26 protein-coding genes and 1 tRNA gene are annotated in these 26,990 nt (G+C 67.1%); 19 read left to right on the top strand and 8 right to left on the bottom strand.

The window, feature by feature from the left end; translation table 11 throughout:
• The first annotated feature begins 39 nt into the window (after positions 1-39).
• Entirely contained in the window at positions 40-996 is a 957-nt protein-coding gene (locus VZC37_RS08330) for a mechanosensitive ion channel family protein (protein WP_330432000.1), read from the top strand.
• A 113-nt stretch (positions 997-1,109) separates the two neighbouring features.
• Here VZC37_RS08330 and VZC37_RS08325 read toward each other — a convergent pair.
• Positions 1,110-1,195 (bottom strand) — tRNA-Leu (locus VZC37_RS08325).
• A gap of 68 nt (positions 1,196-1,263) precedes the next feature.
• On the opposite strand from VZC37_RS08325, the gene VZC37_RS08320 reads away from it, so the two are divergent.
• Both VZC37_RS08320 and VZC37_RS08315 read left to right on the top strand, forming a co-directional pair.
• Complete coding sequence (locus VZC37_RS08320) at positions 1,264-2,610, top strand: M20/M25/M40 family metallo-hydrolase (protein WP_330431998.1); 1,347 nt, start codon at positions 1,264-1,266, stop codon at positions 2,608-2,610.
• A gap of 63 nt (positions 2,611-2,673) precedes the next feature.
• Positions 2,674-3,216, top strand: coding sequence for a YbhB/YbcL family Raf kinase inhibitor-like protein (locus VZC37_RS08315; protein ID WP_330431997.1), 543 nt, complete (start codon positions 2,674-2,676; stop codon positions 3,214-3,216).
• A 45-nt stretch (positions 3,217-3,261) separates the two neighbouring features.
• On the opposite strand, the gene VZC37_RS08310 is transcribed toward VZC37_RS08315, so the two are convergent.
• Genes VZC37_RS08310 through VZC37_RS08300 form a run of 3 tightly spaced genes read right to left on the bottom strand, consistent with a single transcriptional unit; the run spans position 3,262 to position 5,758 of the window.
• On the bottom strand, positions 3,262-4,359 hold the full coding sequence (locus VZC37_RS08310) for a quinone-dependent dihydroorotate dehydrogenase (protein ID WP_330431996.1): 1,098 nt from the start codon (positions 4,357-4,359) through the stop codon (positions 3,262-3,264).
• Positions 4,353-4,664: a DUF5703 family protein gene (locus tag VZC37_RS08305; protein WP_330431995.1), complete on the bottom strand. Its 312-nt coding sequence runs from the start codon at positions 4,662-4,664 to the stop codon at positions 4,353-4,355. Before VZC37_RS08305 ends, VZC37_RS08310 begins: the two co-directional genes overlap by 7 nt.
• 2 nt (positions 4,665-4,666) lie before the next feature.
• Complete coding sequence (locus VZC37_RS08300) at positions 4,667-5,758, bottom strand: YncE family protein (RefSeq protein WP_330431994.1); 1,092 nt, start codon at positions 5,756-5,758, stop codon at positions 4,667-4,669.
• A gap of 138 nt (positions 5,759-5,896) precedes the next feature.
• On the opposite strand from VZC37_RS08300, the gene VZC37_RS08295 reads away from it, so the two are divergent.
• From VZC37_RS08295 to VZC37_RS08270, 6 genes are read left to right on the top strand one after another with little or no spacing between them, the layout of a single operon-like run.
• Complete coding sequence (locus VZC37_RS08295; protein WP_330431993.1) at positions 5,897-6,739, top strand: undecaprenyl-diphosphate phosphatase; 843 nt, start codon at positions 5,897-5,899, stop codon at positions 6,737-6,739.
• A 45-nt stretch (positions 6,740-6,784) separates the two neighbouring features.
• Positions 6,785-7,573: an MSMEG_4193 family putative phosphomutase gene (locus VZC37_RS08290; protein WP_330431992.1), complete on the top strand. Its 789-nt coding sequence runs from the start codon at positions 6,785-6,787 to the stop codon at positions 7,571-7,573.
• A gap of 25 nt (positions 7,574-7,598) precedes the next feature.
• Positions 7,599-8,282, top strand: coding sequence for a DUF3090 domain-containing protein (locus VZC37_RS08285; protein WP_330431991.1), 684 nt, complete (start codon positions 7,599-7,601; stop codon positions 8,280-8,282).
• Between the two features lies 1 nt (position 8,283).
• Positions 8,284-9,198, top strand: a complete 915-nt coding sequence (locus VZC37_RS08280) for an SCO1664 family protein (RefSeq protein WP_330431990.1) — start codon at positions 8,284-8,286, stop codon at positions 9,196-9,198.
• Between the two features lie 51 nt (positions 9,199-9,249).
• Positions 9,250-10,491: a cysteine--1-D-myo-inosityl 2-amino-2-deoxy-alpha-D-glucopyranoside ligase gene (gene mshC, locus VZC37_RS08275; protein ID WP_330431989.1), complete on the top strand. Its 1,242-nt coding sequence runs from the start codon at positions 9,250-9,252 to the stop codon at positions 10,489-10,491.
• Between the two features lie 12 nt (positions 10,492-10,503).
• Entirely contained in the window at positions 10,504-10,812 is a 309-nt protein-coding gene (locus VZC37_RS08270) for a hypothetical protein (protein ID WP_330431988.1), read from the top strand.
• Between the two features lie 179 nt (positions 10,813-10,991).
• On the opposite strand, the gene VZC37_RS08265 is transcribed toward VZC37_RS08270, so the two are convergent.
• Entirely contained in the window at positions 10,992-11,888 is an 897-nt protein-coding gene (locus VZC37_RS08265; RefSeq protein WP_330431987.1) for a PAC2 family protein, read from the bottom strand.
• 51 nt (positions 11,889-11,939) lie between these two features.
• On the opposite strand from VZC37_RS08265, the gene metH reads away from it, so the two are divergent.
• The 4 genes from metH to VZC37_RS08245 all read left to right on the top strand — a co-directional run bounded on the left by metH (position 11,940) and on the right by VZC37_RS08245 (position 20,030).
• Complete coding sequence (gene metH / locus VZC37_RS08260) at positions 11,940-15,551, top strand: methionine synthase (RefSeq protein ID WP_330431986.1); 3,612 nt, start codon at positions 11,940-11,942, stop codon at positions 15,549-15,551.
• A 658-nt stretch (positions 15,552-16,209) separates the two neighbouring features.
• Positions 16,210-18,060, top strand: a complete 1,851-nt coding sequence (locus tag VZC37_RS08255; RefSeq protein ID WP_330431985.1) for an HNH endonuclease signature motif containing protein — start codon at positions 16,210-16,212, stop codon at positions 18,058-18,060.
• A gap of 45 nt (positions 18,061-18,105) precedes the next feature.
• The gene (locus VZC37_RS08250) at positions 18,106-18,576 is read left to right on the top strand and encodes a MarR family winged helix-turn-helix transcriptional regulator (RefSeq protein ID WP_330431984.1); all 471 of its coding nucleotides are present in this window, start codon (positions 18,106-18,108) and stop codon (positions 18,574-18,576) included.
• Positions 18,573-20,030, top strand: a complete 1,458-nt coding sequence (locus tag VZC37_RS08245) for an MFS transporter (protein WP_330431983.1) — start codon at positions 18,573-18,575, stop codon at positions 20,028-20,030. The genes VZC37_RS08250 and VZC37_RS08245 overlap by 4 nt, the downstream gene beginning before the upstream one ends.
• A gap of 22 nt (positions 20,031-20,052) precedes the next feature.
• Here VZC37_RS08245 and VZC37_RS08240 read toward each other — a convergent pair whose 3' ends face one another.
• Positions 20,053-20,889, bottom strand: a complete 837-nt coding sequence (locus VZC37_RS08240; protein ID WP_330431982.1) for an alpha/beta fold hydrolase — start codon at positions 20,887-20,889, stop codon at positions 20,053-20,055.
• Positions 20,890-20,976: 87 nt separating this feature from the next.
• On the opposite strand from VZC37_RS08240, the gene VZC37_RS08235 reads away from it, so the two are divergent.
• The 5 genes from VZC37_RS08235 (at position 20,977) to hisG (ending at position 24,152) form a co-directional block, all read left to right on the top strand.
• Positions 20,977-21,783 carry a helix-turn-helix domain-containing protein gene (locus VZC37_RS08235; protein WP_330431981.1) on the top strand — a complete coding sequence of 269 codons (807 nt, stop codon included), beginning with the start codon at positions 20,977-20,979 and terminating at the stop codon, positions 21,781-21,783.
• A 23-nt stretch (positions 21,784-21,806) separates the two neighbouring features.
• Positions 21,807-22,157: a hypothetical protein gene (locus VZC37_RS08230; RefSeq protein WP_330431980.1), complete on the top strand. Its 351-nt coding sequence runs from the start codon at positions 21,807-21,809 to the stop codon at positions 22,155-22,157.
• 103 nt (positions 22,158-22,260) lie between these two features.
• A complete protein-coding gene (locus VZC37_RS08225) occupies positions 22,261-22,965 on the top strand; it encodes an HAD family hydrolase (protein ID WP_431309382.1) in 705 nt (234 codons plus the stop codon).
• Between the two features lie 6 nt (positions 22,966-22,971).
• Positions 22,972-23,235 carry a phosphoribosyl-ATP diphosphatase gene (locus tag VZC37_RS08220; RefSeq protein ID WP_330431979.1) on the top strand — a complete coding sequence of 88 codons (264 nt, stop codon included), beginning with the start codon at positions 22,972-22,974 and terminating at the stop codon, positions 23,233-23,235.
• A gap of 71 nt (positions 23,236-23,306) precedes the next feature.
• A complete protein-coding gene (gene hisG, locus VZC37_RS08215) occupies positions 23,307-24,152 on the top strand; it encodes an ATP phosphoribosyltransferase (RefSeq protein WP_330431978.1) in 846 nt (281 codons plus the stop codon).
• A gap of 25 nt (positions 24,153-24,177) precedes the next feature.
• On the opposite strand, the gene VZC37_RS08210 is transcribed toward hisG, so the two are convergent.
• Entirely contained in the window at positions 24,178-25,014 is an 837-nt protein-coding gene (locus VZC37_RS08210) for a thioesterase family protein (RefSeq protein ID WP_330431977.1), read from the bottom strand.
• Between the two features lie 53 nt (positions 25,015-25,067).
• Positions 25,068-25,979, bottom strand: a complete 912-nt coding sequence (locus tag VZC37_RS08205) for a RecB family exonuclease (RefSeq protein ID WP_431309360.1) — start codon at positions 25,977-25,979, stop codon at positions 25,068-25,070.
• Positions 25,980-26,088: 109 nt separating this feature from the next.
• Between VZC37_RS08205 and VZC37_RS08200 the strand changes: the two genes are divergently transcribed.
• A complete protein-coding gene (locus VZC37_RS08200; protein ID WP_330431976.1) occupies positions 26,089-26,934 on the top strand; it encodes a tRNA (adenine-N1)-methyltransferase in 846 nt (281 codons plus the stop codon).
• The last annotated feature ends 56 nt before the right edge of the window (positions 26,935-26,990 follow it).

The raw sequence follows: 26,990 nt of genomic DNA, 5'->3' as shown, positions 1-26,990 counted from the left end.
GAACTGGACATGCAATGAGTCATCCGTACGGTCGGTGCCATGACGCCTCAACTCATCGCTTTCGAATGGACGGAGACAAACCGCGAGTGGCTGATCGAGAACCCCATCCGGATCGCGACGTACGTGGCGGTCGCACTGATCGTCCGGTACATATTGCACCGTCTCATCGACCGGACGACCAAACGGTCCAAGCCGGCTGCCGCCGACATCGGCGTGGAGACCCGCAAACCCGCCCTGCTGCGCCACCTGCGTGACCGGACGCCGGCCGGGGGTGTCGCGGCGGCGGAGCGTCGCGCCCAGCGCGCGAAGACGATCGGTTCGGTCCTGAAGTCGACCGTGTCGATCATCCTGCTCGTCTGGGTGGTGCTGTCGATTCTCAGCGTGCTCGGAGTCAACATCGCGCCGTTCATCGCCTCCGCAGGCGTTGTGGGTCTGGCGATCGGGTTCGGCGCGCAGAACCTTGTGCGGGACTTCGTCTCCGGCGTCTTCATGCTCCTGGAGGACCAGTACGGCGTCGGTGACATCGTCGATCTCGGTGAGGCGATCGGTGAGGTGGAGACGGTCGGTCTGCGGATCACGACGTTGCGCGACATCGACGGGACGCTTTGGTACGTCCGCAACGGCGAGATCCTGCGCGTCGGCAACATGAGCCAGGAGTACGCCGTCGCGCGGATCGAGGTTCCGGTATCGCTGTCGGCCGACATCGACCGCGCCCAGCAGGTCGCGTTGGAGGCGGCGACCGCCACGGTCGCGGAGAAGGATCTCGCCGACGACGTCCTCGGGCCGCCGGAGATGCTCGGTGTGCAGGAGGTGTCGCCGGACATGGTGACGCTGCGGATGACGCTCAAGACGAAGGCGAACTCGCAGTGGGCGCTGCAGCGCCGGATCCGCCGCGACATCCTGCGTGCCTACGAGGAACACGGCATCGAGTTGCCCTACCCGAAGGGTCGGCTCGCCGGGTTGCTCGGTAACGGGAACGGCTCCGGGCAGGTCTGACCTGGTTCGGTTCCGGATCGCGAGCGAGTTGCCGCGATCCGGGACCGAGCGCACGGAGCGGCGGGATGCGCCACAAAAAATCCCCGAGCCGTATCGGCTCGGGGATCACACGGTGTCCGAGGGGGGACTTGAACCCCCACGCCCGTTAATAGGGCACTAGCACCTCAAGCTAGCGCGTCTGCCATTCCGCCACTCGGACCTGCGTTTGTAGCGGGCACAACCTTAACCGAGGTTGCCCACCTATCCCAAATCCCGTAGGAGTGAGGTGTGACTTCCCAGCGTGCGGGTACCGCAGCGGTCGACGAAGTGGTCGACATCGTCAGCCGTCTCATCCGATTCGACACCACCAACACCGGTGAGCCGGAGACCACGAAGGGCGAGGAGGAATGCGCCAAGTGGGTGGCGCAGCAACTCGAGGAGGTCGGCTACACGACGCAGTACGTCGAGTCCGGGCGGCCGGGCCGCGGCAACGTGTTCGCACGCCTGGCCGGGCCGCCGGATTCCGATCGCGGCGCATTGTTGATCCACGGCCACCTCGATGTGGTCCCCGCCGAACCCGCCGACTGGAGTGTGCACCCGTTCTCCGGGTCGGTATCCGATGGCTATATCTGGGGCCGCGGCGCAGTCGACATGAAGGACATGGTCGGGATGGCCCTGGCGCTCGCGCGGCAGTTCAAACGGGACGGAACGGTGCCGCCGCGCGAACTCGTATTCCTGTTCACCGCCGACGAGGAGGCCGGCGGCCAATGGGGCGCGCACTGGCTGGTGGACAATCGCCCGGATCTGTTCGAGGGGATCACCGAGGCGGTCGGCGAGGTCGGCGGGTTCTCCCTGACGGTGGACCGCCCTGACGGCGAACAGCGCAGGCTGTATCTTGTGGAGACAGCCGAGAAGGGTCTGTCGTGGATGCGGCTGACGGCCCATGCGAAGGCCGGTCACGGTTCGTTTCTCCACGACGACAACGCGGTCACCGACGTCGCCGAGGCCGTGGCCCGGATCGGTCGTCACACGTTCCCGCTCGTGATGACCGAATCGGTGAGCGAGTTCCTCGCGGCCGTGGGGGAGGAGACCGGGCTCGACCTCCGGCCGGACGCCCCCGATCTCGACACCACGCTGTTCAAGATCGGCAACATCGCCCGCATCATCGGTGCGACGCTGCGTGACACCGCGAACCCCACGATGCTGAAGGCGGGCTACAAGGCCAACGTCATCCCGCAGAAGGCCGAGGCCGTCGTGGACTGTCGGGTGCTGCCGGGGCGCCAGGAAGCCTTCGAGAAGGAGATCGACGAGCTGCTCGGGCCGAACGTCACCCGGGAGTGGATCACCCACCTCGACTCCTACGAGACGACCTTCGATGGTCACCTCGTCGATGCGATGAACGATGCAATCCTCGCCCACGACCCCCAGGGCAAGACGGTGCCCTACATGCTCTCCGGTGGAACCGATGCGAAAGCCTTCGCCAAACTGGGGATCCGATGCTTCGGATTCGCGCCGCTCCAATTGCCGCCGGAACTCGATTTCGCGGCGCTCTTCCACGGCGTCGACGAGCGGGTGCCGGTGGATGCGGTGGTCTTCGGAACCAAGGTTTTCGAGCACTTCCTGATGCACAGTTGATCGTGAGCACCAGGTGACGAGTTGCCCCATTGAGTAGTTCACGTTCCGCGAGAAAGGTGATTCATGTCGTTCAATCCGTATGAGACGCTGCCGAAGTTGCCGAGCTTCACCCTGACGTCGGAGAGTGTGACCGACGGTGGGCCGCTGCGCAATCAGCAGGTCAGCGGAGTGATGGGTGCCGGCGGCGAGGACCTCTCGCCACAACTGAGCTGGTCCGGGTTTCCCTCGGAAACAAAGAGTTTCGCGGTCACCGTCTACGATCCGGACGCCCCGACGGCCTCCGGCTTCTGGCACTGGGCGGTGGCCGACATCCCGGTTTCGGTGACGTCGCTTGCCGAAGGCGCAGGCGACGAGTCCGGCAGCGGTTTGCCGGACGGCGCGGTGGCGCTGACAGGCGACGCATCGATGAAGCGGTTCGTCGGTGCCGCACCGCCTCCCGGGCACGGACCACACCGCTATTACGTCGTGGTCCACGCGGTCGACGTCGAATCGCTGGGACTGCCCGACGGCGCGACCCCGGCCTACCTCGGGTTCAATCTGTTCTCCCACGCGATCGCGCGGGCCATACTCGTCGGCACCTATGAGCAGCCGTCGGAGGACGTCTGAGCCAGTGTCCCGGGGTCGGTCGGCAGCGGTGCCGGCCGACCCCCGTCATGTACCGGTGCCGACCGCGTCGGCCAGCGACGCATACCCTCCGGCGCGGAGGCGATCGGCGATACCCTCGTGGATCTCCTTGGCCCACAACGGACCTTTGTAGATGAACGCGGTATAGCCCTGCAGCAGGTCGGCACCGGCCCGGATTCGTTCCCACGCCTGATCGGCGTTCTCGATCCCACCGGAGCTCACCAGTGCCACCTGCCCGCCGACGCGGCCGTACAGGCGCCGCAACACGGCGAGGGAGCGGTCGGCCAGCGGCGGTCCGGACAGTCCACCCGCTCCGAGCGCGGCGACCTCGTCGGATGGGGTGTGCAGGCCGTCGCGACCGATGGTGGTGTTGGTGGCGACGATGCCCGCCAGCCCCAGTTCCACCGCGAGGTCGGCGACAGCGTCGATGTCCTCGTCGGCGAGGTCGGGTGCGATCTTGACGAGCACCGGGACGGTGACCTCGTCGAGCACGGCCTGCAGGATCGGTCGGAGCGCGTCCACCGCCTGCAGGTCGCGCAGTCCCGGTGTGTTGGGCGAACTGACGTTGACGACGACGAAGTCGGCCAACGGGCCCAAGCTGCGTGCGCTGAAACGGTAATCGTCGACGGCGTCGTCCACGGCGACCGCCTTGGTCTTGCCGATGTTGGCGCCGATCGGGATCCGCACGGGCCCCGGTCTCGCGGCGGCGAGGTTGCTCGCGGCCTGGGAGGCGCCGGGGTTGTTGAACCCCATCCGATTGACGAGGGCGTGATCGGCGGGCAGCCGGAACAGACGCGGGGCCGGGTTGCCCGGCTGGGGTTGACCGGTGATGGTGCCGATCTCGGCATAGCCGAAACCCAGTTGGCCCCAGGCGTTCACCGCTGATGCGGATTTGTCGAACCCGGCGGCCAGGCCGAGTGGGGCCGGGAAGTCGACGCCGAACAGTCGTTGATGGAGCAGCGGGTCGTGCGCGGTGAGGAGCTTCGCAGCCAGGTGACGCAGACCCGGGGTACGGCCGGTGAATCCGATCAGGCCATGTGCGAGGCCGTGCACCCGTTCCGGCGACAGCAGGAACATCGCCCGCAGCAGCAGCGGATACAGCGCCCGGTTGACTCTTGTCAGCATGCCGTCGCGTCGGTGTCGGGATATCCGGCTCGGTCGAAGGAGGCCCGGGTGGGTCGGTCGGCGGCCTGTGCCTCTCGTGACCGCGGTGGCTTCCGACGGCGGAGCAACACCTTTCGGGTTCCGTCCGAGTAGCGGCGGACCCGTTTGAGCTCCCACCCGCCGAACTCCGCCTCGATGGACAGCCGCATGGAGGCGGTCACCCGGGTGACGTCCGGCGGCAGCGTGAGCAGCACGCACTCGTGCTCGTCGGTGGTCACCTCCCACCCGCGGGGATGCCGCGACCCGACTTTCGCCTCACGCGACATGGTCACCCACCCACGCCGATGACCTGGAGCCCGCCGCGCTCGGACAGCACGTACAGCGTGCCGGACGCGTCGTCGACCGCGATGCTGTCCGGCTGTGCCACCGTCGGCACCCGTCGCTTCTCCACGGGCTCGCCACCGGACAGGTCATAGGCCACCACCTCGTTGTTCGCCGTCGTCGACACCCACATCAGGTTGCGTTCGTCGTCGTAGTCTACGGCGTACGGGCCGCCGGGTACCGGATAGCGGAACCGCATGACCAGCGGAGATCCGAAGAACCCGACGATCTCGTCGTCACGGGTGTTCGCGACGAGTACCCGGCCGAAGCGATCGACCGCGGCATTGGTGGCGCCGTTGCCGGCGCGCAATGCCGGACCCAGGTCGCCGTCGGACACGGTGACGGGGGTGACCGATGACTGTGCGCGGTCGAGAACCACCACCTGCTCCTCCGGCAGGTCCGCGTCCGGCGGCGACACCGTGATGTCGTCGACACGGACGAACCCGTCGATCACCTGCCCGGGCACGAGCTCGTCGTCGGAGCCGGCGAGTTCGTCGTCGACGACGAGAACCCGACCGTCCGCGGTTCCCACCAGAAGGTCGCCGGATGCCGTGCGGGCCAGAGCGGTCGGGTCGTCGACATCCAACGCGGCTGTCTCGACCGTGCCGTCGCGCCCGATCCGGGCGACGGATCCTGGCCCCACCCCGACGAACTCGCCGTCGTCGGCGGAGACGATCTGGGTCAGCTCCGGGGTCTCCGATACCTGCGGTTCCGCGCCGGGATCGGCTGTGGTGTACCGCAGCACGCTGGTGCCGGCTGCGTCGAGCACCGCGACGGTGCCATCGCCGACGACCATCGCCCGGCTCTCGGGAGCGGTCGGGACCACGAGGCCCGCGGGCTGCGCGGCCGGTCCGGGCAGTGCGGCGGGCGCGGTCGCCGGTGTGACAGTGGGCACATCGGGTGTGGTGGAGTCGTCCGCCGTCCCGCACGCCGAGAGCACGGCGGTCACGGCGACCACACCTGCGATCGCGACAACGGCACGAGGTCGATGCACCTGCGGCGATGATCCGATGGGGCGCTGCGGTCTCGGCACGTGCATGCCACCATCTTGCGACACCCTCACCGACCCAGACGACGGGGGTGGCGGTCGGGGAGAGCCGGAATTGTCCGCGACACCGGCGGCGGCCGTGTTCTCGTCGCGCGGTGCGGGCCGCCGGTTCCCGTAGCATCTGCGGCCGTGAGCGACACCATGACGTGGACCCAGTCGATCGTCCTCGGCGCCCTGCAGGGTGTGACCGAGTTCCTGCCGATCTCGTCGTCCGGTCATCTGCGCATCGCGTCGGAGTTGATGTTCGGCGAGGACGCGGGTGCGTCGTTCACCGCGGTCAGCCAGCTCGGCACCGAGGCAGCCGTGCTCGTGTACTTCGCGCGCGACATCGCCCGGATCGTCATGGCGTGGTTTCGTGGCCTGCGCAATCGGGACGAGCGCGGACTCGACTACCGCATCGGGTGGTATGTGATCTTCGCGACGATCCCGATCGGACTCCTGGGTTTCCTGTTCAAGGACGAGATCCGCACCGTGGGTCGCAACCTCTGGCTGGTGGCGATCATGCTGATCGTGTTCGCCGGGGTGTTCTGGCTGGCCGAGCGGTACGCGCGCCAACAGCGGTCCATGCAGGAACTGACGCTGCGGGACGGTGTGCTGATGGGTTTGGCGCAGTGTCTGGCGTTGATCCCCGGTGTGTCGCGCTCCGGAGCGACCGCCAGCGCAGGCCTCTTCCTGGGCCTCGAGCGTGAGGCTGCGTTCCGCTTCTCGTTCCTGCTGGCGATCCCCGCGGTCACCGCTTCCGGCCTGTTCAGCCTGCCCGACGCCTTCGACCCGAGCGGCGAGGGCATGCAGGCAACCGGGCCTCAGCTGATGGTCGCGACGCTGGTCGCGTTCGTGATCGGCTACGCCTCCATCGCCTGGCTGCTCCGGTTCGTCAGTGATCACTCGATGAACTGGTTCGGCGCCTACCGAGTGATTTTGGGCCTCACGGTGATCGGACTGCTGTCGGCGGGTGTGATCAGCGCGACGTGACGCGGCGGCACCGTGCCCGTCGATCACGGCGCCTATGGTTGAGACATGACCGTGATATTGGTGCGACACGGGCGTTCGACGGCCAACACCTCGGGTGTTCTCGCCGGCAGAACCCCCGGCGTCTCGCTCGACGAGAAGGGCCGGGAACAGGCCGACGCCCTCGTCGACCGTCTCGGCGGATGCATCTCCCACATCGCCGCGGTCGCGCGATCGCCGTTGCAGCGATGCGCCCAGACGGTGGCGCCGCTGCTGGCGACCTTGGGTTCGGACCCGCAGCGCGAGGTCCCGGAGTTGGTCGTCGACGATCTGGCCGAGGTCGACTACGGATCCTGGACGAATCGGCCGCTGAAGGAACTGGTCACCGAGCCGCTGTGGAAGACCGTGCAGCAACAGCCATCGGCAGCGGTGTTCCCGGACGGGGAGGGACTGGCCGGAGTCCAGGCGCGGGCGGTGGCCGCGGTGCGTGAGCTCGATCGGCGTTACGGTGGTGACGACGGCAGTGGTGTGTGGATCGCATGCTCACACGGCGACGTCATCAAGGCGGTGATCGCCGACGCCATGGGGATGCACCTGGACTCGTTTCAGCGCATCGTCGTCGAACCCGCCTCGCTCAGCGTCATCCGATACAGCGCGACCCGCCCGTATGTGCACACCGTCAACTCGACCGCGGTTTTGTCGGTGCCGCCGCCGCCACGACCCGGAGACGGGGCCGCCGGCGCGGACAGGTCCGCGGCCGCAACCGACGGCGACGATGCCGTCGTCGGCGGGTCGGCCGGGCTCGACGGCCGCGATCGAGGCGCCAACGCTGCCGCGACCCCGCTGGCGCGCGGATAATGGACGAGACGTTCAAGGAGGTGTGATGTCTCGCGCGATTCACGTGTTCCGGAGTCCGGACCGGTTCGTCGCCGGCACGATCGGTCAGCCGGGGGACCGGACGTTCTACCTCCAGGCCGTACACGAGACCCGGATCATCAGTGTGCTGCTGGAGAAGCAACAGGTCGCGATCCTCGCCGACCGGATCGGTGCGCTGCTCGACGAGATCCACCGCCGTTTCGGCACGCCGATACCGCCCGAGGTGGAGCGGGTCGGTGACCTCAGTCCGCTGGTGATGCCGGTGGACGCCGAGTTCCGGGTCGGCACGATGGGACTGGGGTGGGACGCCGAGTCCGAGGCCGTGGTGGTGGAACTGCTGGCCGTCACCGAAGGCGAGTTCGACGAGAGCGTCGTCCTCGACGACACCGACGAGGGCCCGGATGCGGTTCGGGTGTTCCTGAGCACCGAAGCGGCGCGCGAGTTCGCAGCCCGATCCTCGCGGGTCATCTCCGCGGGCCGGCAGCCGTGCCCGCTCTGCCACGAGCCGCTCGATCCCGACGGCCACCTGTGCGTGCGGACCAACGGTTACAAGAGGGACGCCGAGCTGTCCAAGTCGTTGGACTTCGTCGACCCCGAGGTGTTCCGGAACCTGTCGATGCAGGACGAAACCGACTACCTCGAGTCCGACCCCGACGACGACACCGACCCCGGGTCGGCCCCGCAGGAGTGATGTGACCGTCGGCGAACCGTCCATCCCGGAGACCGGCGCGGGGCGCGACCCCGCGACCGCACCCTCGGGCGAGGTCTCCGAACCCGGCGTCGATCCGCTCCGCGACGGCGAACTGGTCGTCCTGGGACGTATCCCGTCGGCGAGCAACGCCACTCTCGTCTGCGATGCCGTGCTCGACGGCGCCGAAGTCCGATGCGTGTACAAGCCGGAACGCGGCGAGGTCCCCCTGTGGGACTTCCCGGACGGCACCCTGGCCGGCCGTGAGGTGGCCTCGTATCTGATCTCCGAGGCGCTGGGGTGGTCGGTGATCCCGACGACGGTGCACCGCGACGGCCCGCTCGGGCGGGGCATGGTGCAACGCTGGGTGTCGACCGTCGAGAACGACGAACCCTCGGCACGTCACGACGCCGCCACCGAGTTGCCCACCCCCAAGGTCGACCTCGTGGATCTGTGCCCGGCCGACACCGTGCCGGTCGGCTACCGCGCGATCCTGAAGGCCCTCGACGCATTCGGCGAGCCGGTCGTGCTGGTGCACGCCGACGATCCACGGTTGCAGCGCATGGCCGTGCTGGATGTCGTGTTGAACAACGCGGACCGCAAGGGCGGTCACGTACTCGAAGCCCTCGACGGCGGGGTCTACGGGGTCGATCACGGGATCTGTCTGCACCGTGACGACAAGCTGCGGACCGTGCTCTGGGGATGGGCGGGTGAGGCGATTCCCGGCCACCTGGTCGCCGACCTCGCCGAACTCGTCGATCACCTCACGACGGCCGACCATCCGCTCACCGACGAGCTCGCCGAGCACATCACCGACTCCGAGATCGTCGCGCTGACCGAGCGGGCGGCCGAACTGGCCGAGCGGACGACGATGCCGCTCCCGCCCGGTCACCGCCCGATTCCGTGGCCGCCGTTCTGAGCGGCGCGGGTTCGGTGTCGGGCCGATCCGGGCGGCCAATACAGTGGATGCATGCAGTCTTGGCCTGACCCCGCCCTCCCGACCATTCCGGGTTCCGGGCCGGCACTTCGCCTCTACGACACCTCCGACGCGCAGGTCCGTCCCGTCAGTCCCGGCCCGACCGCCACGATGTACGTCTGCGGGATCACGCCCTACGACGCGACGCACCTCGGCCATGCGGCCACCTACGTGACGTTCGATCTGGTGAACCGGGTGCTCCGTGACCTCGGCCATGACGTGTACTACGTGCAGAACGTGACCGATGTCGACGACCCGCTGTTCGAGCGTGCGGATCGCGACGGTATCGATTGGCGTGAGCTCGGGGCACGGGAGACGCAGTTGTTCCGCGACGACATGACGGCGCTGCGCGTTCTGCCGCCCCGCGACTACATCGGTGCCGTCGAATCGATCGCCGAGGTCATCGAGGTCGTCGGGAAGCTGCTGGCATCAGGTGCGGCGTACGTGGTCGACGACGCCGAGTACCCGGACGTCTACTTCCGCATCGATGCGACCGAACAGTTCGGCTACGAATCGGGATACGACCGCGCCACCATGGATCGGTTCTTCGCCGAGCGCGGCGGTGACCCGGATCGACCGGGCAAGCGGGACCCTCTCGACGCGCTGCTGTGGCGGGCCGCCCGGCCCGGCGAGCCGTCATGGGAGTCGCCGCACGGCGCGGGGCGGCCGGGGTGGCACATCGAGTGCTCGGCGATCGCGCTGAACCGGTTGGGTGTCGAGTTCGACATCCAGGGCGGCGGCAACGATCTGATCTTCCCGCATCACGAGTTCTCGGCCGCCCACGGCGAGGCCTTGACCGACTCCCGACGGTTCGCCCGGCACTACGTCCACACCGGGATGGTGGGGCTCGACGGTGAGAAGATGTCGAAGAGCCGCGGCAATCTCGTTTTCGTGTCGCGACTCCGCAACGACGGAGTCGATCCCGCCGCCGTCCGGTTGGCACTGCTGTCGGAGCACTATCGAGCCGATCGCATGTGGTCGGATGCGGTGCTCGACGAGGGCCGCGAGCGTCTGCGTCGGTGGCGTTCGGCGGTCACCGCGACCGCGGGCCCGGACTCGGCCCCCACCATCGCCCGACTGCGCCAGCATCTCGCCGACGACCTCGACACCCCGAAAGCGCTTGCTGCAGTCGACGCTTGGTGTAGCGACGTGGAGTTGGGAATCGGTCACTCGGCGCAGGCGCCGAGCGACCTCGCTCGGGCGGTGGACGCGCTGCTGGGTGTCGAGCTCACCTAGTAAGGTTCTCCCGTGGCACGCACGCAGGAGATCGCACCCGAGACGACCGACGGCGTATGGACGGTGGTGACCCGAACTTCGACCTACCTGCTGGACTTCAGCGAGATGACCCTGCTCCGGGCTCCCGGCGTCGGGGGCACCGACAACGAGGAGTGGGCGGTGAGCAGGTTGCGGCGCGATTCCGAGGACATCCCGTTGCTGGGTGTGAAGTCGTGCCGTGTCGGTGAATCAGCCCAGTTCTGGGTCCGTGCCGCAGACGACCCCGATGTCCGGACGTGGCGCATCACCACACCGGTGGTCTCGATCGAACGCATCGGCTGAGCGGGTCGACCAGCTCTTCTCCGCTGGGCGCGCACGCTTTATCGGCTGGTTGAGCAGCCCTTTTCCGCTGGTTGAGCAGCTTTCTCCGCTAGCCGAGCGGCTCCTTTCCGCTGGTCGAGTAGCTGCGAGGCGCTAGCCGAGCAGCGTATCGAGACCCCGCTCCGACACCCCCGAATCAGTCACCCGAACGATCCCTGCCCGCGCCCCTGGCCGCCCGGCCCGCGGCGCTTCAGGTACCGCTCGAACTCCGCGGCCAGCGCGTCGCCGTCGATCTTGGCCATCACATCGTCGGCGTCGATCTCGGCATCCCCACGCTCTTCGAGTCCGCGGACGTACTCGGCGATCTCCTCATCGTCCTCGGTCATCTCGGTGACCGCCTGTTCCCATTCTTCGGCCTGCTCCGGCAGGGTGGCGAGCGGTACCTCGATGTCGAGGACCTCCTCCACTCTGTTGAGTAGCGCGACGGTCGCCTTCGGGTTCGGTGGGGTCGACACGTAGTGGGGGACCGCCGCCCAGAACGACACCGCCGGCAGCCCCGCCTGGACGAACAGGTCCTGCAGTACACCGGTGATGCCCGTCGGACCCTCGTACCGGCTCTCGGCGAGGTTGAACCGGGCCGCCGATTCGCTGCTGTACGCGGCGCCGGTCACCGGGACCGGACGCGTGTGCGGAGTGTCCGCGAGCAGCGCACCGAGCATCACCGTCGTCTCCACCTCGAGGTCCTTCGCGAGGTCCACGATCTCCGCACAGAACCCGCGCCAACGCATGTTCGGCTCGATACCGCGAACGAGTACGATGTCACGGTCCGCACCGTGGGGAGTGCAGTACGAGATGGACGTGGTCGGCCAGTCGATCCGCCGGGTGACACCGTCGATCTGCTTGACGATCGGGCGGTTGACCTGGAAGTCGTAGTAGTCGTCGGAGTCGATGTCCGTCAGAGCGACGGCATCCCAGGTCAGTGCCAGGTGTTCGATGGCGCTGCTGGCCGCGTCCCCGGCGTCGTTCCAACCCTCGAACGCGGCCAACAAAATGGGCCTGCGCAGGCGGGGAAGGTTCGACCTCTGCTCAGCGTTCACTGAACCAGCCTACGACCGAACCCCGAGAGAGAGCGAACTACGCTGTCAACCATGTCGACGCCCATCACCGATCCGGACGATCGGGAGCCCGCACCGCGCCCGGCCGACTACGACACGACATTTCTCACCGCCATGTCGCGTCGTGTGCTGATCGGCGACGGGGCGATGGGCACGATGCTGCAGGCGGCCGATCTGACCCTCGACGACTTCAACAATCTCGAGGGCTGCAACGAGATCCTCAATGACACGCGCCCCGACGTGCTCGCCGACATCCACCGCGCGTACTTCGAGGCGGGCGCCGATGCGGTCGAGACCAACACGTTCGGCTGCAACCTGTCGAACCTGGGTGACTACGACATCGCCGACCGTATCCGCGAGCTCGCGTACAAGGGCACCGGGATCGCGCGCGGCGTGGCCGACGAGATGGGCCCGTCCAGCGACGGCACGGCACGCTTCGTCCTGGGATCCATCGGCCCGGGAACCAAGCTGCCCAGCTTGGGACACACGACGTTCGAGGTCATCCGGGACGCCTACTTCGAGTGCGTTGCCGGGATGCTCGACGGCGGCGCGGACGCGATCCTGGTGGAGACCTCCCAGGACCTGCTGCAGGTGAAGGCCGCCATCGTCGCCGCGCGGCGCGCGATGGCCCACCTCGGTCGCCACATCCCGATCATCAGCCACGTGACCGTCGAGACGACCGGCACGATGCTGCTCGGCTCCGAGATCGGTGCGGCGCTCGCGGCGATCGAGCCGCTCGGCGTGGACCTGATCGGCCTCAACTGCGCCACGGGTCCCGCCGAGATGAGCGAACACCTGCGTTACCTCTCGAAGCATGCCCGGATTCCGGTATCGGTGATGCCGAACGCGGGTCTGCCCGTACTGGGGCCGAACGGTGCCGAATACCCGCTCCGGCCCGACGAGCTGGCCGTCGCGTTGGGTGACTTCGTCACAGACTTCGGTCTCGACTTCGTCGGCGGATGCTGTGGCACCACACCGGAACACATTCGGCAGGTCGCCGAGCGGGTCGCGGAGGTCACGCCGGCGCAGCGGCGACCCGACCACATCTCGGAGACGTCGTCGCTCTACACGGCGGTGCCGTTCGATCAGGACGCCAGCTTCCTGGTGATCGGGGAGCGCACGAACACCAACGGGTCCAAGGCATTCCGTGAGGCGATGATCGCCGAGGACTACCAGAAGTGCCTCGACATCGCGAAAGACCAGACGCGCGACGGCGCCCACATGCTCGACCTCAACGTCGACTATGTCGGCCGTGACGGTGCTGTCGACATGACCGCGCTGGCAAGCCGGTTCGCCACCTCGTCGACACTGCCGATCATGCTCGACTCCACCGAGCCAGACGTCATTCGTGCCGGCCTCGAAGCGCTCGGGGGACGTTGCGCGGTCAACTCGGTGAATTACGAGGACGGTGACGGCCCGGACTCCCGGTTCACCCGCATCATGGAACTGGTCGTCGAGCACGGCGCCGCCGTGGTGGCACTGACCATCGATGAGGAAGGGCAGGCGCGCACCGCCGACTGGAAGGTGCGTATCGCCGAGAGGCTGATCGCCGACATCACCGGCACATGGGGCCTCGCCGAGGAAGACATCATCATCGACGCCCTCACCTTCCCGATCTCCACGGGACAGGAAGAGGTTCGTCGCGACGGCATCGAGACCATCGAGGCGATCCGTCGACTGCACGAGGCGCATCCGGATGTCCACTTCACACTGGGCATCTCGAACATCTCGTTCGGTCTCAACCCGGCGGCGCGGCAGGTCCTGAACTCGGTGTTCCTGCACGAGTGTGTACAGGTCGGCCTCGACACCGCGATCGTGCACGCCTCGAAGATCCTTCCGATGGCGCGAATTCCCGAGGAGCAGCGCGAGGTTGCGCTGGACCTGGTCTACGACCGGCGTGCCGAGGGCTACGACCCGCTGCAGAAGCTCATGGAGTTGTTCGAGGGAGTCTCGGCGGCATCCGCGCGGGAATCGCGCGCCGCAGAGTTGGCTCGACTTCCACTGTTCGAACGGCTCGAGCGTCGCATCGTCGACGGCGAGCGCAACGGGCTCGAAGACGACCTCGACGAGGCGATGACGCAGCGGCCCCCGTTGCAGATCATCAACGAAACCTTGCTGGCCGGTATGAAGACCGTCGGCGAGCTGTTCGGGTCGGGCCAGATGCAGCTTCCGTTCGTGTTGCAGTCCGCCGAGGTGATGAAAACCGCTGTCGCACATCTCGAACCGCACATGGAGTCGACCGGCGAGGACGGCAAGGGCCGCATCGTGCTGGCCACCGTCAAGGGCGACGTGCACGACATCGGCAAGAACCTCGTCGACATCATCCTGTCCAACAACGGCTACGAGGTGGTCAACCTCGGAATCAAGCAGCCGATCAACACCATCCTCGAGGCGGCAGCGGACAAGCGGGCCGACGTGATCGGTATGTCCGGGCTGCTGGTGAAGTCGACCGTGGTGATGAAAGAGAACCTCGAGGAGATCAACGGGCGCGGCGTCGCCGACAGCTATCCGGTCCTCCTCGGTGGTGCTGCTCTCACCCGCACATATGTCGAGAACGATCTGGCGGACATCTACGAGGGCGATGTGCATTATGCGCGTGACGCTTTCGAAGGCCTGCGCTTGATGGACGAGATCATGGCGACCAAGCGGGGCGAGGGCCCCGACCCGGACAGCCCAGAGGCACTCGCGGCCAGGAAGAAGGCCGACGAGCGCAAGGCGCGCCACGAGCGGTCGAAGCGGATCGCCGAGAAGCGCAAGGCGCAGGAGACTCCCGTCGAGGTCCCGGCCCGGTCAGATGTGGCCGCCGACAACGAGATCCCCGAGCCGCCGTTCTGGGGCACGAAGATCATCAAGGGCGTACCGGTCGCCGACTACCTGCAGTTGCTCGACGAACGCGCGTTGTTCCTGGGGCAGTGGGGTCTTCGCGGTGTCCGCGGGGGAGAGGGGCCCTCCTATGAGGAGCTCGTCGAGACCGAGGGGCGGCCACGTCTGCGCTACTGGATCGATCGGTTGTCGACCGAGAACATCCTGCAGCACGCGGCGGTCGTGTACGGATACTTCCCGGCGGTGAGCGATGGCGACACTGTCCACGTGCTGAGCGAAGCCCGGCCCGATGCCGATGTGCGCCACAGCTTCACGTTCCCGCGCCAGCAGCGTCCGCGGTTCCTGTGCGTGGCCGACTTCATCCGGTCACGCGAGGAGTGCGAGAAGGCGGGCCTGGTCGATGTGTTGCCGTTCCAGCTGGTGACCATGGGTCAGCCCATCGCCGACTTCGCGAACAAACTCTTCGCGGAGGACGCCTACCGCGACTATCTCGAGGTCCACGGCATCGGTGTGCAACTGACCGAAGCTCTCGCCGAGTACTGGCATCAGCGTGTCCGTGCAGAACTGACCGTTGGCGGAAAGTCTTTCGCCGGTGACGATCCCGATGACGCCCAGGGGTTCTTCGACCTCGAGTACCGGGGCGCCCGATTCTCGTTCGGCTATGGTGCCTGCCCGGACCTGGAGGACCGGTCGAAGATGATCGATCTCCTGGAGCCGGAGCGCATCGGCGTCGAGCTGTCCGAGGAGCTGCAGCTGCATCCCGAGCAGTCCACCGACGCCTTCGTGCTGCATCACCCTGAGGCCAAGTACTTCAACACCTGAGCCGGATACCGTCCTCAGGTCTGGAGCACCGAGGGTGGCCGTTCACCGACCGCTCCGGGTAGGCCGGACGTCGAGCGGCACCTTCATCCGGTGGTCGGGTAGTTCGAGCTGCCCTCCTTCGTTGGTCGAGTAGCCTGAGCCGTCCCCCACCCGTTGGTCGAGTGGTCCGAGCCGCTAGGCGAGGACGTATCGAGACCTCCGGAACCAGCAAACCTACTGCACCACTGAACTTGTCACACCCGACCGGTATTCTGAACCAACCAGAAACCGCAGCAGAACCACTATCCACAGGCTCCGGATCAGTAACAGAAATTGTCAGACCAACCCGATATTCTGACATCAGTCCCATTCCCGCACAGTATCTCCCACTCACGAAGGGTCTGGCGTGTTCACCTACACCGATCCCGCTGAACCGCCCTTCTCGTTGGTCGAGTAGTCCGAGCCGCTAGGCGAGGACGTAATCGAGACCTCCGGAACCAGCAAACCTACTGCACCACAGAGATTGTCACACCCAACCGATATCCTGAGCGCAATCGAAAAGGGCAGACTCTACGTTATCCACAGGCCGCCGCCGACCCGCCAAACTTGTCAGACCCACCCGATACTCTGACATCAGTTTCGTTCCCGCCCATCAGTTCCCACTCGTGAAAGGCCTGGCGTGTTCACCTACACCGACCCCGCAGCCGACGACAACCTGTTGTCGTCGGTGGGTGCTGAGGGGTTGGGGGCGTTCGCGCGGGATGCGTTGCGGTTGAGTCGGCAAGCCGAAGCACGCGCCTTGCTGATGGCCTACCACATCGGCGAAAGCGCGTACAACGAGCGACTGTTCGGTGCCGATGGCCGCCACCGCATGATCTTCGGCCAAACCGCCCGCAACACCGCGGTCGGCGAGGTCTCCCTGGCATTACGGATCAACAAAACCAAAGCCGGCGAATGGTACTCGCTCGGCGCGTCGCTGCAGGAGTATCCGAAGATTCGGATGGCCTATCTGGCCGGTGAGTTCAGCACCCACCGCATGTCGGTGATGGTGCACGCCGCCGACATCGCCCCCAAAGGCGACCTGCGCGACCAACTCCCCGACACCGACACCGACGCCGACGATGCGGCTGACGAGCCGACCGACCCGACCCTCGACGACCTCCTCGACGAGGCCGACGACACCGATCCGGATGCCGAGGTGCAGCCAGAACCGCAACCCGAAGCTGATGGGCCGGTCAGTTTCGAGGACCTCGCGTTGGAGTTGGGGAATCGGGCGTCCACCGACGCCGGCCTGCGTGATGATCTGGCCGATGCGGTGATCAGCCTGGATCCGGACGGTGCGGCCGAGTCGCGGGATGCGATTGCCGAAGCGTTCGAGAACATCACCTTCAGCAACGAGGCCGGCGGGCACATGAACCTCGATGCGTGCATGCCTGCCGAGCACGGCGTGCATCTGCGTGACCGCATCACCAAGCTCGTCGCGGCACGAGTGTGTAAAAGCGACCCGCGCACCCTCGGCCGACAGCGCATCCTCGCTTTCGGCGAGATCGTCGGCATCCCCGGCGCCAGCCTGGCGTGTGAATGCGGCGAGGACACCTGCACCGCAGGACAAACCCGCACCAAGCGCGGTAAACGGACAGCGGCCCCCAGCACTGACGCGGACACGGACGCGAACAGTTCGTCGGCGAACAATGGCGACCAGGGTGACGACCGCCCCTCGGCCACGGCCGCAAACACCACCGACACGTCCGACCACGAGGCCGATCCGAGCAACGACAACGACAACGACGAGGACGAGGGCGAGGACCACGGCCAGTCGAGCAGCTCGTTCATCAATGCGCCCGCCGACGCCGCTGATGCCACCGACAACCACGACGTATCCGAGACCAACAGCGAGCCCGCCGCCGACACCACCACTGTCGACAGCACTGCCGATGTCGACCCGACCGAGGCCGGCAACAACGCAACTGACGACACCGGCCACACCAAACCGCTGCCCGCCTGGACCCTCCTGCATGACCCCGCCGGCATCGAACCCACCCGGCTGCAGGGCTACGGGGCCATCGATCCAGCGCACGCGGCCGACCTGGCGCAACAGGCGAAGATCATCACCGTCCCCACCCTGTCCACCCCGAAGCCGGCCAGCCGACTGACCGTCGTCGGCGACCGCGCCTTGGCGCCACCCATCGACCCCACCGGACACGGCGGATTCGACATCCCACCACCCGGCGCGCTCATCTACCGACCACCCGACCGGCTACGTGCCGAGATCACCTACCTCGATCGGCGCTGCCGCTACCCGTACTGCAGCAGGCCCTCTCACGAGTGCGAACTCGACCACCTGGTGAAGTTCAACCATGCCGACCCGCTGGCCGGCGGCTGGAGCGTGCCGTTCAACTTCGCACCGCTCTGCCGGCCCGATCACCACCGCAAGCATGATGGCGGTTGGGTGCCGACCATGCACACCGACCGAACCATTACCTGGCGCAACCTGCGCACTGGCGAGACCATCATCACCTACCCACGCTGACAGCAGGGTATTGGCCGAAACAACTTGTAGTTCTACAATCATTGTATGTCTACAACCGAGTCGTCGGCTGAGCGGGACACATCAGACCTGACCGCGTCGCCGTCGGGGACCGAACTGTGGTTCGCGATGAACAGCCTGGTGCGCGACCACGCAGTCGAATCCCGTGCTCGCATCGACGCTCGGATCGATATGCCGTTCAGCCGGTTTCGGGCGTTGCGTCGCGTCGCCACCCGCAGTCTCACCCAGACGGATCTCGCGCGCCGACTGGGAATCGACGCACCGGCGACCAGCGTCATCGTCAACGATCTGGTCGAGCGGGGCCTGGTGACCCGCGAGCCGCATCCCGACGATCGGCGCTTCAGGGTCGTCGCGATCACGGCCCACGGACGCACGGTCGTTGATTCCGTGGTCACCGACCCGACCGTGGCGCCCGACATGTTCGCCGTGCTCGACGATGCCCAACGCCGCGACCTCGGCCGCTTGCTGGATCTGCTGCGCGAATCGGCCGACGCATGAGGAGTTCTCGCGCCGCCCAGCCCGCATCCGACATCACCACACTCGGACCCCGGCGCCGGATGGCGATCCTCGCAACCTGCTGCCTGAGTCTGTTCATCGTCGGGATCGACACATCCGGCGTCAACGTCGCGATTCCGTCGATCGGGTCGGACCTCGGCGCGACACCGTCGCAACTGCAGTGGGTGGTCGACGCATTCACGTTGGTACTCGCCAGCCTGCTGATGCTCGGCGGTTCGCTGGGTGATCGCCTCGGGCGCCGACGGGTATTCCAGGTGGGCCTCACTGTGTTCGGCATCGGTTCCGTCCTCTGCTCCCTGGCCGTGTCGCCGGAGATGCTGATCGGCGCACGGATGGTGCAGGCCATCGGTGGAGCGATGATGAACCCGGTGGCGATGTCGATCATCACCAACGTCTTCACCGAGCCCAAGGCACGGGCACGCGCAATCGGCTTGTGGGGAACTGCGATCGGCGTCAGCATGGCACTGGGTCCGCTCGTCGGTGGGGCACTCGTCGACGGCATCGGGTGGGAGGCGATCTTCTGGCTCAACGTCCCGGTCTGCCTCGCGGCCATCACCCTCACCGCACTCCTTGTCCCGGAATCGCGAGCGGCACATGCCCGTCGGCCCGACCCGGTCGGCCAGCTCCTGATCCTGACCTTTCTCGCGACCCTCACCTACGGCATCATCGAAGGCCGCACTCTGGGCTGGTCGTCGGTGCCTGTCGCAGGAGCGTTCGCAATCGCCGCCCTGGCACTGATGGGGTTGATCCTCGTCGAATCACGCCGCCGCGAACCGCTTCTCGACCTTCGGTTCTTTCGTAGTGCGCCTTTCAGCAGCTCGGTCGTCGGGGCGATCCTCGCCTTCAGCGCCATGGGCGGATTTCTCTTCCTCAACACCCTCTACCTGCAACAGGCGCGAGGCCTGACCCCGCTGCAGGCGGGTCTGATGACCCTGCCGATGGCGGTCGCGAACGCGGTCTTCTCGCCGTTGTCGGGGCGACTGGTCGGCGACCGCGGCGCACGCTTTCCGATGGTGGGTGCGGGAGTCATGGTGCTGCTCAGCGGGTTGATGCTCACCCAGGTCGGGCACGCCACCAGCATGTGGTATCTCGGAGTCGCCTACCTGTTCCTCGGCATCGGAATGGGGTTGGTCAACGCACCGATCACCAATGCAGCGGTCTCCGGGATGCCACGGTCGCAGGCGGGAGTCGCCTCGGCCATCGCCTCCACCAGTCGGCAGGTCGGCATCTCCCTCGGCGTCGCGTTGTTCGGGGCCATCGCCTTCGCGGGGATCGGCGGATCCGTGGCAGCGGACCTGCCTGACGCATCGCATCCGGCGTGGCTCCTGATGGCCGCCTGCGGCGTGGGCCTCGTCGTCGTGGGGATCGTGTCGACGAGCAGGTGGGGTCTGTCCACCGCGGAACGGACCCGCGAGCGGATTCAGCACGAGCAGTGAGTCAGGCGAGGTGATCTCGCCGTCACATCGAGGATGCGGCGGTGCCGAACTCTTCGCCTGAGCCGGAACCGCTCGCCACGGCCGGACCGGACCCTGATTCTGCACACTGTCCGGCCCACCACTGGACGACTCGGTCCGCAACCGCGGCAGGCGTCTTCACCCACCGGACATGATCCAGCGACCCTCCCTCCGGGACGTCGTCGGCGGTGTAGTTCCAGATAGTGCGGCGCCGGGGGAGGAACCTACTCTCGTAGAGTTCGGCCGCCGGCGCGGTCACCAGCCGATCGCCCGCCAGACGCACCGCCAGCAGCGGCACGTCAGCGCCGGCGTGTGTCGCGAAGGGGGCACGTCCCCGACGAACCATCCGCGCCCACTCCCGCATCAGTGTGCGCGGTCCCGGCCCGCCGAAACCTGCTGCAGGCCAATGTCCCACGACCGCGGTGACGGGACCCACCAAGAGCGCGACCGCCAGCACCGGCAGCGCGTCGCGCGAATAGAGCCGAAACCACGGCACCGAGCCCGCAACCGACACGACACCATCGGGTCTCGACTCCGCCGGCCCGTCGGTGAGCATCGCCGCCAACTGCGCACCGAGGCTGTGCCCGACAACGAGCACCGGCGTGGACGGTTCGACGAGGCGGATCTCCGCGATGGCGGCTGCGAGGTCGCCCGCCTCATCTGTGTAGCCCCAATCGAGGGCGCGTGACGCCGGCGACGCGTCGGGTTCCATGCCGCGTCGCGGCACGACGTCGGCACGCCATCCGTGACGGGCGAACTCTTCCACCAATCGACGGTAGTGACGGCCGGGGACGGCCATCGCCGGCGAGACGATCACGGACGGACTTTCCATGGTTCTCATGCAACTCATCGTGTCCGGTGGCGATCCGCAACTCCACTACCTGCGAGGTAATCGATTTCGTCCCGATTGCTGCCTACGATCACGGACATGACGGGAGTGGGCACGATGTTGCGAGACTGGCGATCGCATCGATCGATCAGTCAGCTGGATCTGGCCTACGACGTCGGGGTCTCACCCAAGCATCTCAGCTTCGTCGAAACCGGCAAGTCCACGCCCAGTCCGTCCCTGCTCGAGGCCCTCTCGGAAAGACTCGACATCCCACTACGGGAGCGAAATGCCCTACTGCTCGCCGCCGGACATGCGCCGCGCTACTCCGAGGAACCCCTCGACTCGTCGACGATGACCCACGTTCGCGCATCCGTGCAACGAGTTCTGGACGCGCACAACCCGTATCCGGGACTTGCCCTCGACCGCACGTGGAATGTGGTGTTGGCCAACGACGCCGCTCTCGCGCTCGCAGCGTTCCTGCCGCCACATCTCACGGGGCCGCCGTTCAACCTGTTCCGCGCATCCTTGCACCCCGACGGATTCGCTTCGATCACCGTCGACTTCGACACCTGGGCCACCTATCTGCTCATCACACTTCGTCGTCTGGTTCGGGTGACCGGTGATCCACGACTGGCCGAACTCGAACGGGAGGTTGCCCGGTACCCGACGGTTGTCGGTCTCGACAGTCGGACCGGCCAGAGGAATCAGGGGAGCGGGCCGGACCTGCTCGTGCCGTTCTCCGTTCGGGCCGGCGACTCCGTACTGTCGTTCTTCACCACACTCACCACATTCGGCTCGCCCCGGGACATCACCCTCGACGAGCTGACCATCGAGTTGTTCTATCCCGCCGACGAGATCACCGAGCGCACCATCTCCGGCGCGCCGGGCACGACCGTTTCGCCCTGACAGGCCAGGGGTACCCGAGGCCCATGACCGAGGGCCCATCCGAACCAGAACGCGGCCTGGACCGCCGCGTGCGGCAACGCGACGTCGAGAAGCGCTGGGATGACCCCGGTGCGTTCCGTCGGGCGGCGTTCTACGTCGTCGGGGTGCTTGCGGTCGCCGCCGTGATGGTCGCGCTGTATCTGTCGGTGGGCCGGGAGAGCGTCGTCTGGGCGAGCGGCCCACCCGCCGTGTTCCTGCTCGGCGGCGTCGGGGCATTGGTGATCGGCTACCGCGTCTACCGACGAGGTGGCACCTGGCCGATCTGGCAGGGAGCCGCGTGGTTCCTGCTGGCTCTGCTGCTCGCCGCACTCAGCTTCCCGCTCACCGCTGTGTGACAGCCGGGGCGCCGGGTTCGAGGCCTTCGAGTGCGATGATGCAGGGGTGAGCGACCCATCCACCCACGGCAAACCCTCCACCCGTCCCGCGTCCGAACCAGCGCTGACCGGTCCGGCCGCCGTGCTCTGGGACATGGACGGCACCCTGCTCGACTCCGAGCCCCTGTGGGACATCGCGATGGAAGACCTCGCCCTGCGGCACGGCATCGTGATGTCCCCCGCACTCCGGGAGTCCACCCTGGGGAACTCGCTGCCCGACGCGATGAGCAAGGTCTATGCGGCGGCCGGGATCGGCCCAGAGTCGCAGGACCGGCCCGGCGACGAGCGGTGGCTTCTCGACCACGTGGCAGGCCTGTTCGGTGCGGGTCTGCCCTGGCGGCCCGGGGCGCAGGATGCCCTCGAACTGGTCCGCAGCTCCGCGCTGCCGATGGTGTTGGTCACCAACACCGTGCGTGAACTCACTGACATCGCACTCGAAACCCTCGGACCGCACAGGTTCACCGCGACCGTCTGCGGCGATGAGGTCGCCGCGGGCAAACCCGAACCCGACCTGTACCTACGTGCCGCGGCACTTCTGGGCCTCCGTCCCGACCAGTGCCTGGCGGTCGAGGATTCGCCGGCCGGCACCGCTGCGGCGACGGCGGCGGGATGCCCGACCCTGGTGGTGCCGTCCGCGGCTGCGGTGCCGGGCGGCAGCCTGCGCAGCTTCCGGGAATCACTCGTCGACCTCACGGCGGACGACCTCGTCGACGCGTGGACGGGACAGCACCCCGCTCATCGTCCGACGGGTCGTGACATGCAAGGATGAAGGACCGTGAAGACATTCGAGGAGCTGTTCGCCGAGCTGAGCGACAAGGCGCAGAGCAGACCGGCCGGTAGCGGTACGGTTGCCGCCCTCGACTCCGGGGTCCACACGCTCGGGAAGAAGATCATCGAAGAGGCCGGCGAGGTCTGGTTGGCCGCCGAACACGAGTCCGACGAATCACTCGGCGAGGAGATCTCGCAGCTCCTGTACTGGCTGCAGGTGATGATGATCAAACGGGGACTGTCGCTGGAGGACGTCTACCGACATCTGTGACCGGTCGACCACGCGTCACCGGACCGGACATCAACTCACCGACCCGACCACGAACTCCAGAAGGAACAGACATGCTGCGTGTGGCCGTGCCCAACAAAGGGGCACTCTCCGAATCCGCGGCCGCCGTCCTCGCCGAGGCCGGCTACCGAAAACGTACCGACGCCAAAGATCTCACCGTCCTGGACAACAGCAACGACGTCGAGTTCTTCTTCCTGCGGCCCAAGGACATCGCGATCTACGTGGGCGCGGGAACACTCGACCTGGGCATCACCGGCCGCGATCTGGCGCGCGACTCGGGTGCGTCGGTCGACGAACAGCTCTCCATGGGATTCGGCTCGTCGACGTTCCGCTACGCCGCGCCTGCCGACCAGACCTGGTCGGTGGAAGCGTTGGCCGGCAAGGTGATCGCCACGTCGTACCCGAACCTGGTCCGCGACGATCTCGCCGCCCACGGAATCGAGGCGACCATCATCCGTCTCGACGGCGCGGTCGAGATCTCCATCCAGCTCGGCGTCGCCGACGCGATCGCCGACGTCGTCGGGTCGGGGCGAACCCTGCGCGCCCACGGTCTCACCGCCTTCGGTGACTCCCTGTGCGACTCGGAGGGCGTGCTCATCTCGCAGGCCGGGGTGGAACAGACCAAGGCCGCCCGGCAGTTCATCGCCCGGGTACAGGGCGTCGTCTTCGGGCAGCAGTACGTGATGATCGACTACGACTGCCCGCGCACACTTCTCGCGGAGGCGTCGAAGCTCACACCCGGGTTGGAGTCGCCGACGGTCGCACCGATGGCCGACCCCGACTGGGTCGCCGTGCGGGCGATGGTGCCGCGCAAAGAGCACCAGAACCTCATGGACGAACTGTCCGAACTCGGCGCGAAAGCCATCCTCGCCACCGACATCCGCTCCTGCCGCTTCTGACCCGTCTCGCGCCGTCCGGGCACGGTCAGCGCTCGACGAGCAGCACCGTCTGCGCCGAGCGCCCGATGAATCCGCTCGTGTCGAACAGGTCGCCGAAGGTGGCCCCGAACCCGTCGGGGCCCTGCACCATGTCGGCGTCGATGCCGACCCACGGGCCGGTGGGGATGCGCGTCAGGTGCACTGTCGTGTCGGTGTTCATCCACGTCCACTCGTCGGTGCGCAGGCGGGTGCCGAGACCGTTTGCGATGTCGATGACACTGAAGATGGACTCCAGATCGGAGATCGGTTCGTCACCGACGAGTCCGATCGCCGGCCGCACCCACACGGCCGGGGTGTCCCCGACGCGGCCGGCAAGCGATGCGCACTCGATGGATCCGATGAAACCGACTGTGCCCCAATCAACGCCGAGGTTCTGGTCACCGGTCACACCGCGCACGGGCGACAGTTCAGCCGGGGTGGGGGACAGCGGCTCCGGTTCCTCCACGATCGTCGTGGTGTCCGCGGTGCGTAGCCGCCATCCGTGGGTACGCGCGACCGGCCGGAAGGACCCGTCGGCCTGCTGGACCTCCAACTCGGCGGTGACCAAGCTGATCTGTCGCCCCGGCCGGACGACCTCCGCCCGGATCCGGTTCACACCCAGCCCGATCGGACCGAGGATCTCGGTCGTCACCCGGGTGAATCGCTGGGCCGGCCCGGGATCGCAGTGCAGCAACGCGCGCATCATCAGGCCCGACGGCGGACCACCGTGCTGCATCGTCGCCGCCCAGACACTCTGGGTGGCTTCTGTCGGCTGAAAGTACTCGTACCCGGCGTCAGCTTCGGAGCTCGGGCGATCGATGGGCACGTAGTAGCAGGACTCCATGACCGCACCTTATGCCTACCGTCATAGTCGGCCGGTGTCGGCCCACCATCGGCTCAGCCGGCGAAGCCCGCAGGCGGTCCGGGGTACGGCGGGATCTCACCACCGAACTCCGGGCACCGCGCCTTGTGCTCGCACATCCCGCACATCCGTGACCGCCGCGGCCGGAAGTCGCCGGTCGCGACCGCCGCCCGGATCGCGGTCCACATGGCCTTGAGTGTGCGGCCGAACCGTTCGAGCTCGTCGCGATCGGGGGTGTAGGTCAGCTGCTGACCGTCGGCCAGATACATCAATTGCAGGCGCGCCGGGACGACGCCACGGATACGCAGGATCGCCAGCGCATAGAACTTCATCTGGAACAGCGCCTTCGCCTCGTAGGCTTCGCCCGGCGACCGTCCGGTCTTGTAGTCGACGACCCGGATCTCGCCCGTCGGTGCGACATCGATGCGGTCGATGAACCCGCGCATCAGCACATCGTCGACGTCGATCTCCACGTGCTCTTCGCAGGCGTCGGCGTCGAACGCTGTCGGATTCTCCATCGTGTAGTACGTCGCGATGAGCTTCTGGGCGTCGGCGACGAAACGGTCGGTACCGGCATCGCCGATGACAGCGGTCAGCATCGGGTCGGCCTCGCACAGCGCGGCCCACGCACCTTCCACGAGCAGATCGGCCGACTCCTGAGTGCGCAGTTCGGCAGGCATGTCGAACAGGTGCTCCAACGCGGCATGCACCACGGTTCCCCGCGTCTGCGCGGGAGTGGGTGTCTCCGGGAACCGGTCGATGGCCCGGTATCGGTAGAGCAGCGGACATTGTTTGAAGTCGGCCGCCCGGGACGGAGACAAGGCCAGCGGCCGCCCGACGAGGCCTCGAGCCGCGACATCCGGCCCCGGGGCGCCATCGGGTTGTCCGGGCGTCGCCGCTGACCCGGAGTCGGTCGCCGGTGACCCAGAGTCGATCGTCGTACTCACATTTGGCAGGGTAGGTCGCGACAGTGACAGGTTCGCGCATCGACACCCTGCGGCTTCGCTTGCGGGCGCGCGTTGACAGTGCGCGACCAGCCGGAAGGATTCCAGCCCGATGCCGACGACCGGCCCCTTCGCCGTGGGTGACCGCGTGCAGCTCACCGACGCCAAGGGACGAAAGTTCACCGTGCACCTCGAGGCCGGGAAGCAGTTCCACACCCATCGGGGGGCGATCGCCCACGACGATCTCATCGGTGCACCGGAAGGCAGCATCGTCTCCGCGACCAGCGGCACGCAGTACCTTGCGCTGCGCCCGCTGCTGGTGGACTACGTTTTGTCGATGCCGCGAGGCGCTCAGGTCATTTATCCGAAGGACGCCGCTCAGATCGTCACCGAGGGTGACATCTTCCCAGGCGCGAAGGTCTTGGAGGCCGGCGCCGGTTCCGGGGCGCTGACCTGTTCGCTGCTGCGAGCGGTGGGGGCCGACCCCGGCAGCGTGACCTCCTATGAGGTGCGCGCCGACCACGCCGAGCACGCGGTTCGCAACGTCGAAACCTTCTTCGGCGGACGGCCGGACAACTGGGAACTGATGGTCGACGACCTCGCGAACCTGGACACGACACGCCTTGCCGGCGACCTGTTCGACCGCGTGATCCTGGACATGCTCGCGCCGTGGGAGCCGCTCGATGTGGTGCGCGCGGCGATCAAACCGGGCGGTGTGCTGGTGATTTATGTGGCGACAGTCACACAGCTGTCCCGCGTGATGGAGGCGCTGCGTGACCAGGAGTGCTGGACCGAGCCCCGCGCGTGGGAATCCCTGGTACGCGAATGGAGCGCGGTGGGCCTCGCTGTGCGCCCCGAGCACAAAATGCAGGGCCACACGGCGTTTCTGATCACGACGAGGAGACTCGCTGACGGCGTCACCACCCTGCGCCCGCAGCGTCGACCCACCCGCGGATGACGGTGATCCCGCCCGGTCATCGATAAAAAGCGTTGCTGGCTGAAACGTCGCGAATA

Source organism: Gordonia sesuvii, from assembly GCF_036350415.1.
GTDB lineage: Bacteria > Actinomycetota > Actinomycetes > Mycobacteriales > Mycobacteriaceae > Gordonia > Gordonia sesuvii.
This window is presented reverse-complemented; position numbering and strand designations above follow the sequence as displayed.

What these genes read in the sequence shown, in the direction of transcription:
- VZC37_RS08330 (WP_330432000.1), top strand. Translation starts at nt 40, where the DNA reads ATGACGCCTCAACTCATCGCTTTCGAATGGACGGAGACAAACCGCGAG.
- VZC37_RS08315 (WP_330431997.1), top strand. Translation starts at nt 2,674, where the DNA reads ATGTCGTTCAATCCGTATGAGACGCTGCCGAAGTTGCCGAGCTTCACC.
- VZC37_RS08310 (WP_330431996.1), bottom strand. Translation starts at nt 4,359, where the DNA reads ATGCTGACAAGAGTCAACCGGGCGCTGTATCCGCTGCTGCTGCGGGCG.
- VZC37_RS08305 (WP_330431995.1), bottom strand. Translation starts at nt 4,664, where the DNA reads ATGTCGCGTGAGGCGAAAGTCGGGTCGCGGCATCCCCGCGGGTGGGAG.
- VZC37_RS08300 (WP_330431994.1), bottom strand. Translation starts at nt 5,758, where the DNA reads ATGCACGTGCCGAGACCGCAGCGCCCCATCGGATCATCGCCGCAGGTG.
- VZC37_RS08290 (WP_330431992.1), top strand. Translation starts at nt 6,785, where the DNA reads ATGACCGTGATATTGGTGCGACACGGGCGTTCGACGGCCAACACCTCG.
- VZC37_RS08285 (WP_330431991.1), top strand. Translation starts at nt 7,599, where the DNA reads ATGTCTCGCGCGATTCACGTGTTCCGGAGTCCGGACCGGTTCGTCGCC.
- mshC (WP_330431989.1), top strand. Translation starts at nt 9,250, where the DNA reads ATGCAGTCTTGGCCTGACCCCGCCCTCCCGACCATTCCGGGTTCCGGG.
- metH (WP_330431986.1), top strand. Translation starts at nt 11,940, where the DNA reads ATGTCGACGCCCATCACCGATCCGGACGATCGGGAGCCCGCACCGCGC.
- VZC37_RS08250 (WP_330431984.1), top strand. Translation starts at nt 18,106, where the DNA reads ATGTCTACAACCGAGTCGTCGGCTGAGCGGGACACATCAGACCTGACC.
- VZC37_RS08245 (WP_330431983.1), top strand. Translation starts at nt 18,573, where the DNA reads ATGAGGAGTTCTCGCGCCGCCCAGCCCGCATCCGACATCACCACACTC.
- VZC37_RS08240 (WP_330431982.1), bottom strand. Translation starts at nt 20,889, where the DNA reads ATGAGAACCATGGAAAGTCCGTCCGTGATCGTCTCGCCGGCGATGGCC.
- VZC37_RS08235 (WP_330431981.1), top strand. Translation starts at nt 20,977, where the DNA reads ATGACGGGAGTGGGCACGATGTTGCGAGACTGGCGATCGCATCGATCG.
- VZC37_RS08230 (WP_330431980.1), top strand. Translation starts at nt 21,807, where the DNA reads ATGACCGAGGGCCCATCCGAACCAGAACGCGGCCTGGACCGCCGCGTG.
- hisG (WP_330431978.1), top strand. Translation starts at nt 23,307, where the DNA reads ATGCTGCGTGTGGCCGTGCCCAACAAAGGGGCACTCTCCGAATCCGCG.
- VZC37_RS08210 (WP_330431977.1), bottom strand. Translation starts at nt 25,014, where the DNA reads ATGGAGTCCTGCTACTACGTGCCCATCGATCGCCCGAGCTCCGAAGCT.
- VZC37_RS08200 (WP_330431976.1), top strand. Translation starts at nt 26,089, where the DNA reads ATGCCGACGACCGGCCCCTTCGCCGTGGGTGACCGCGTGCAGCTCACC.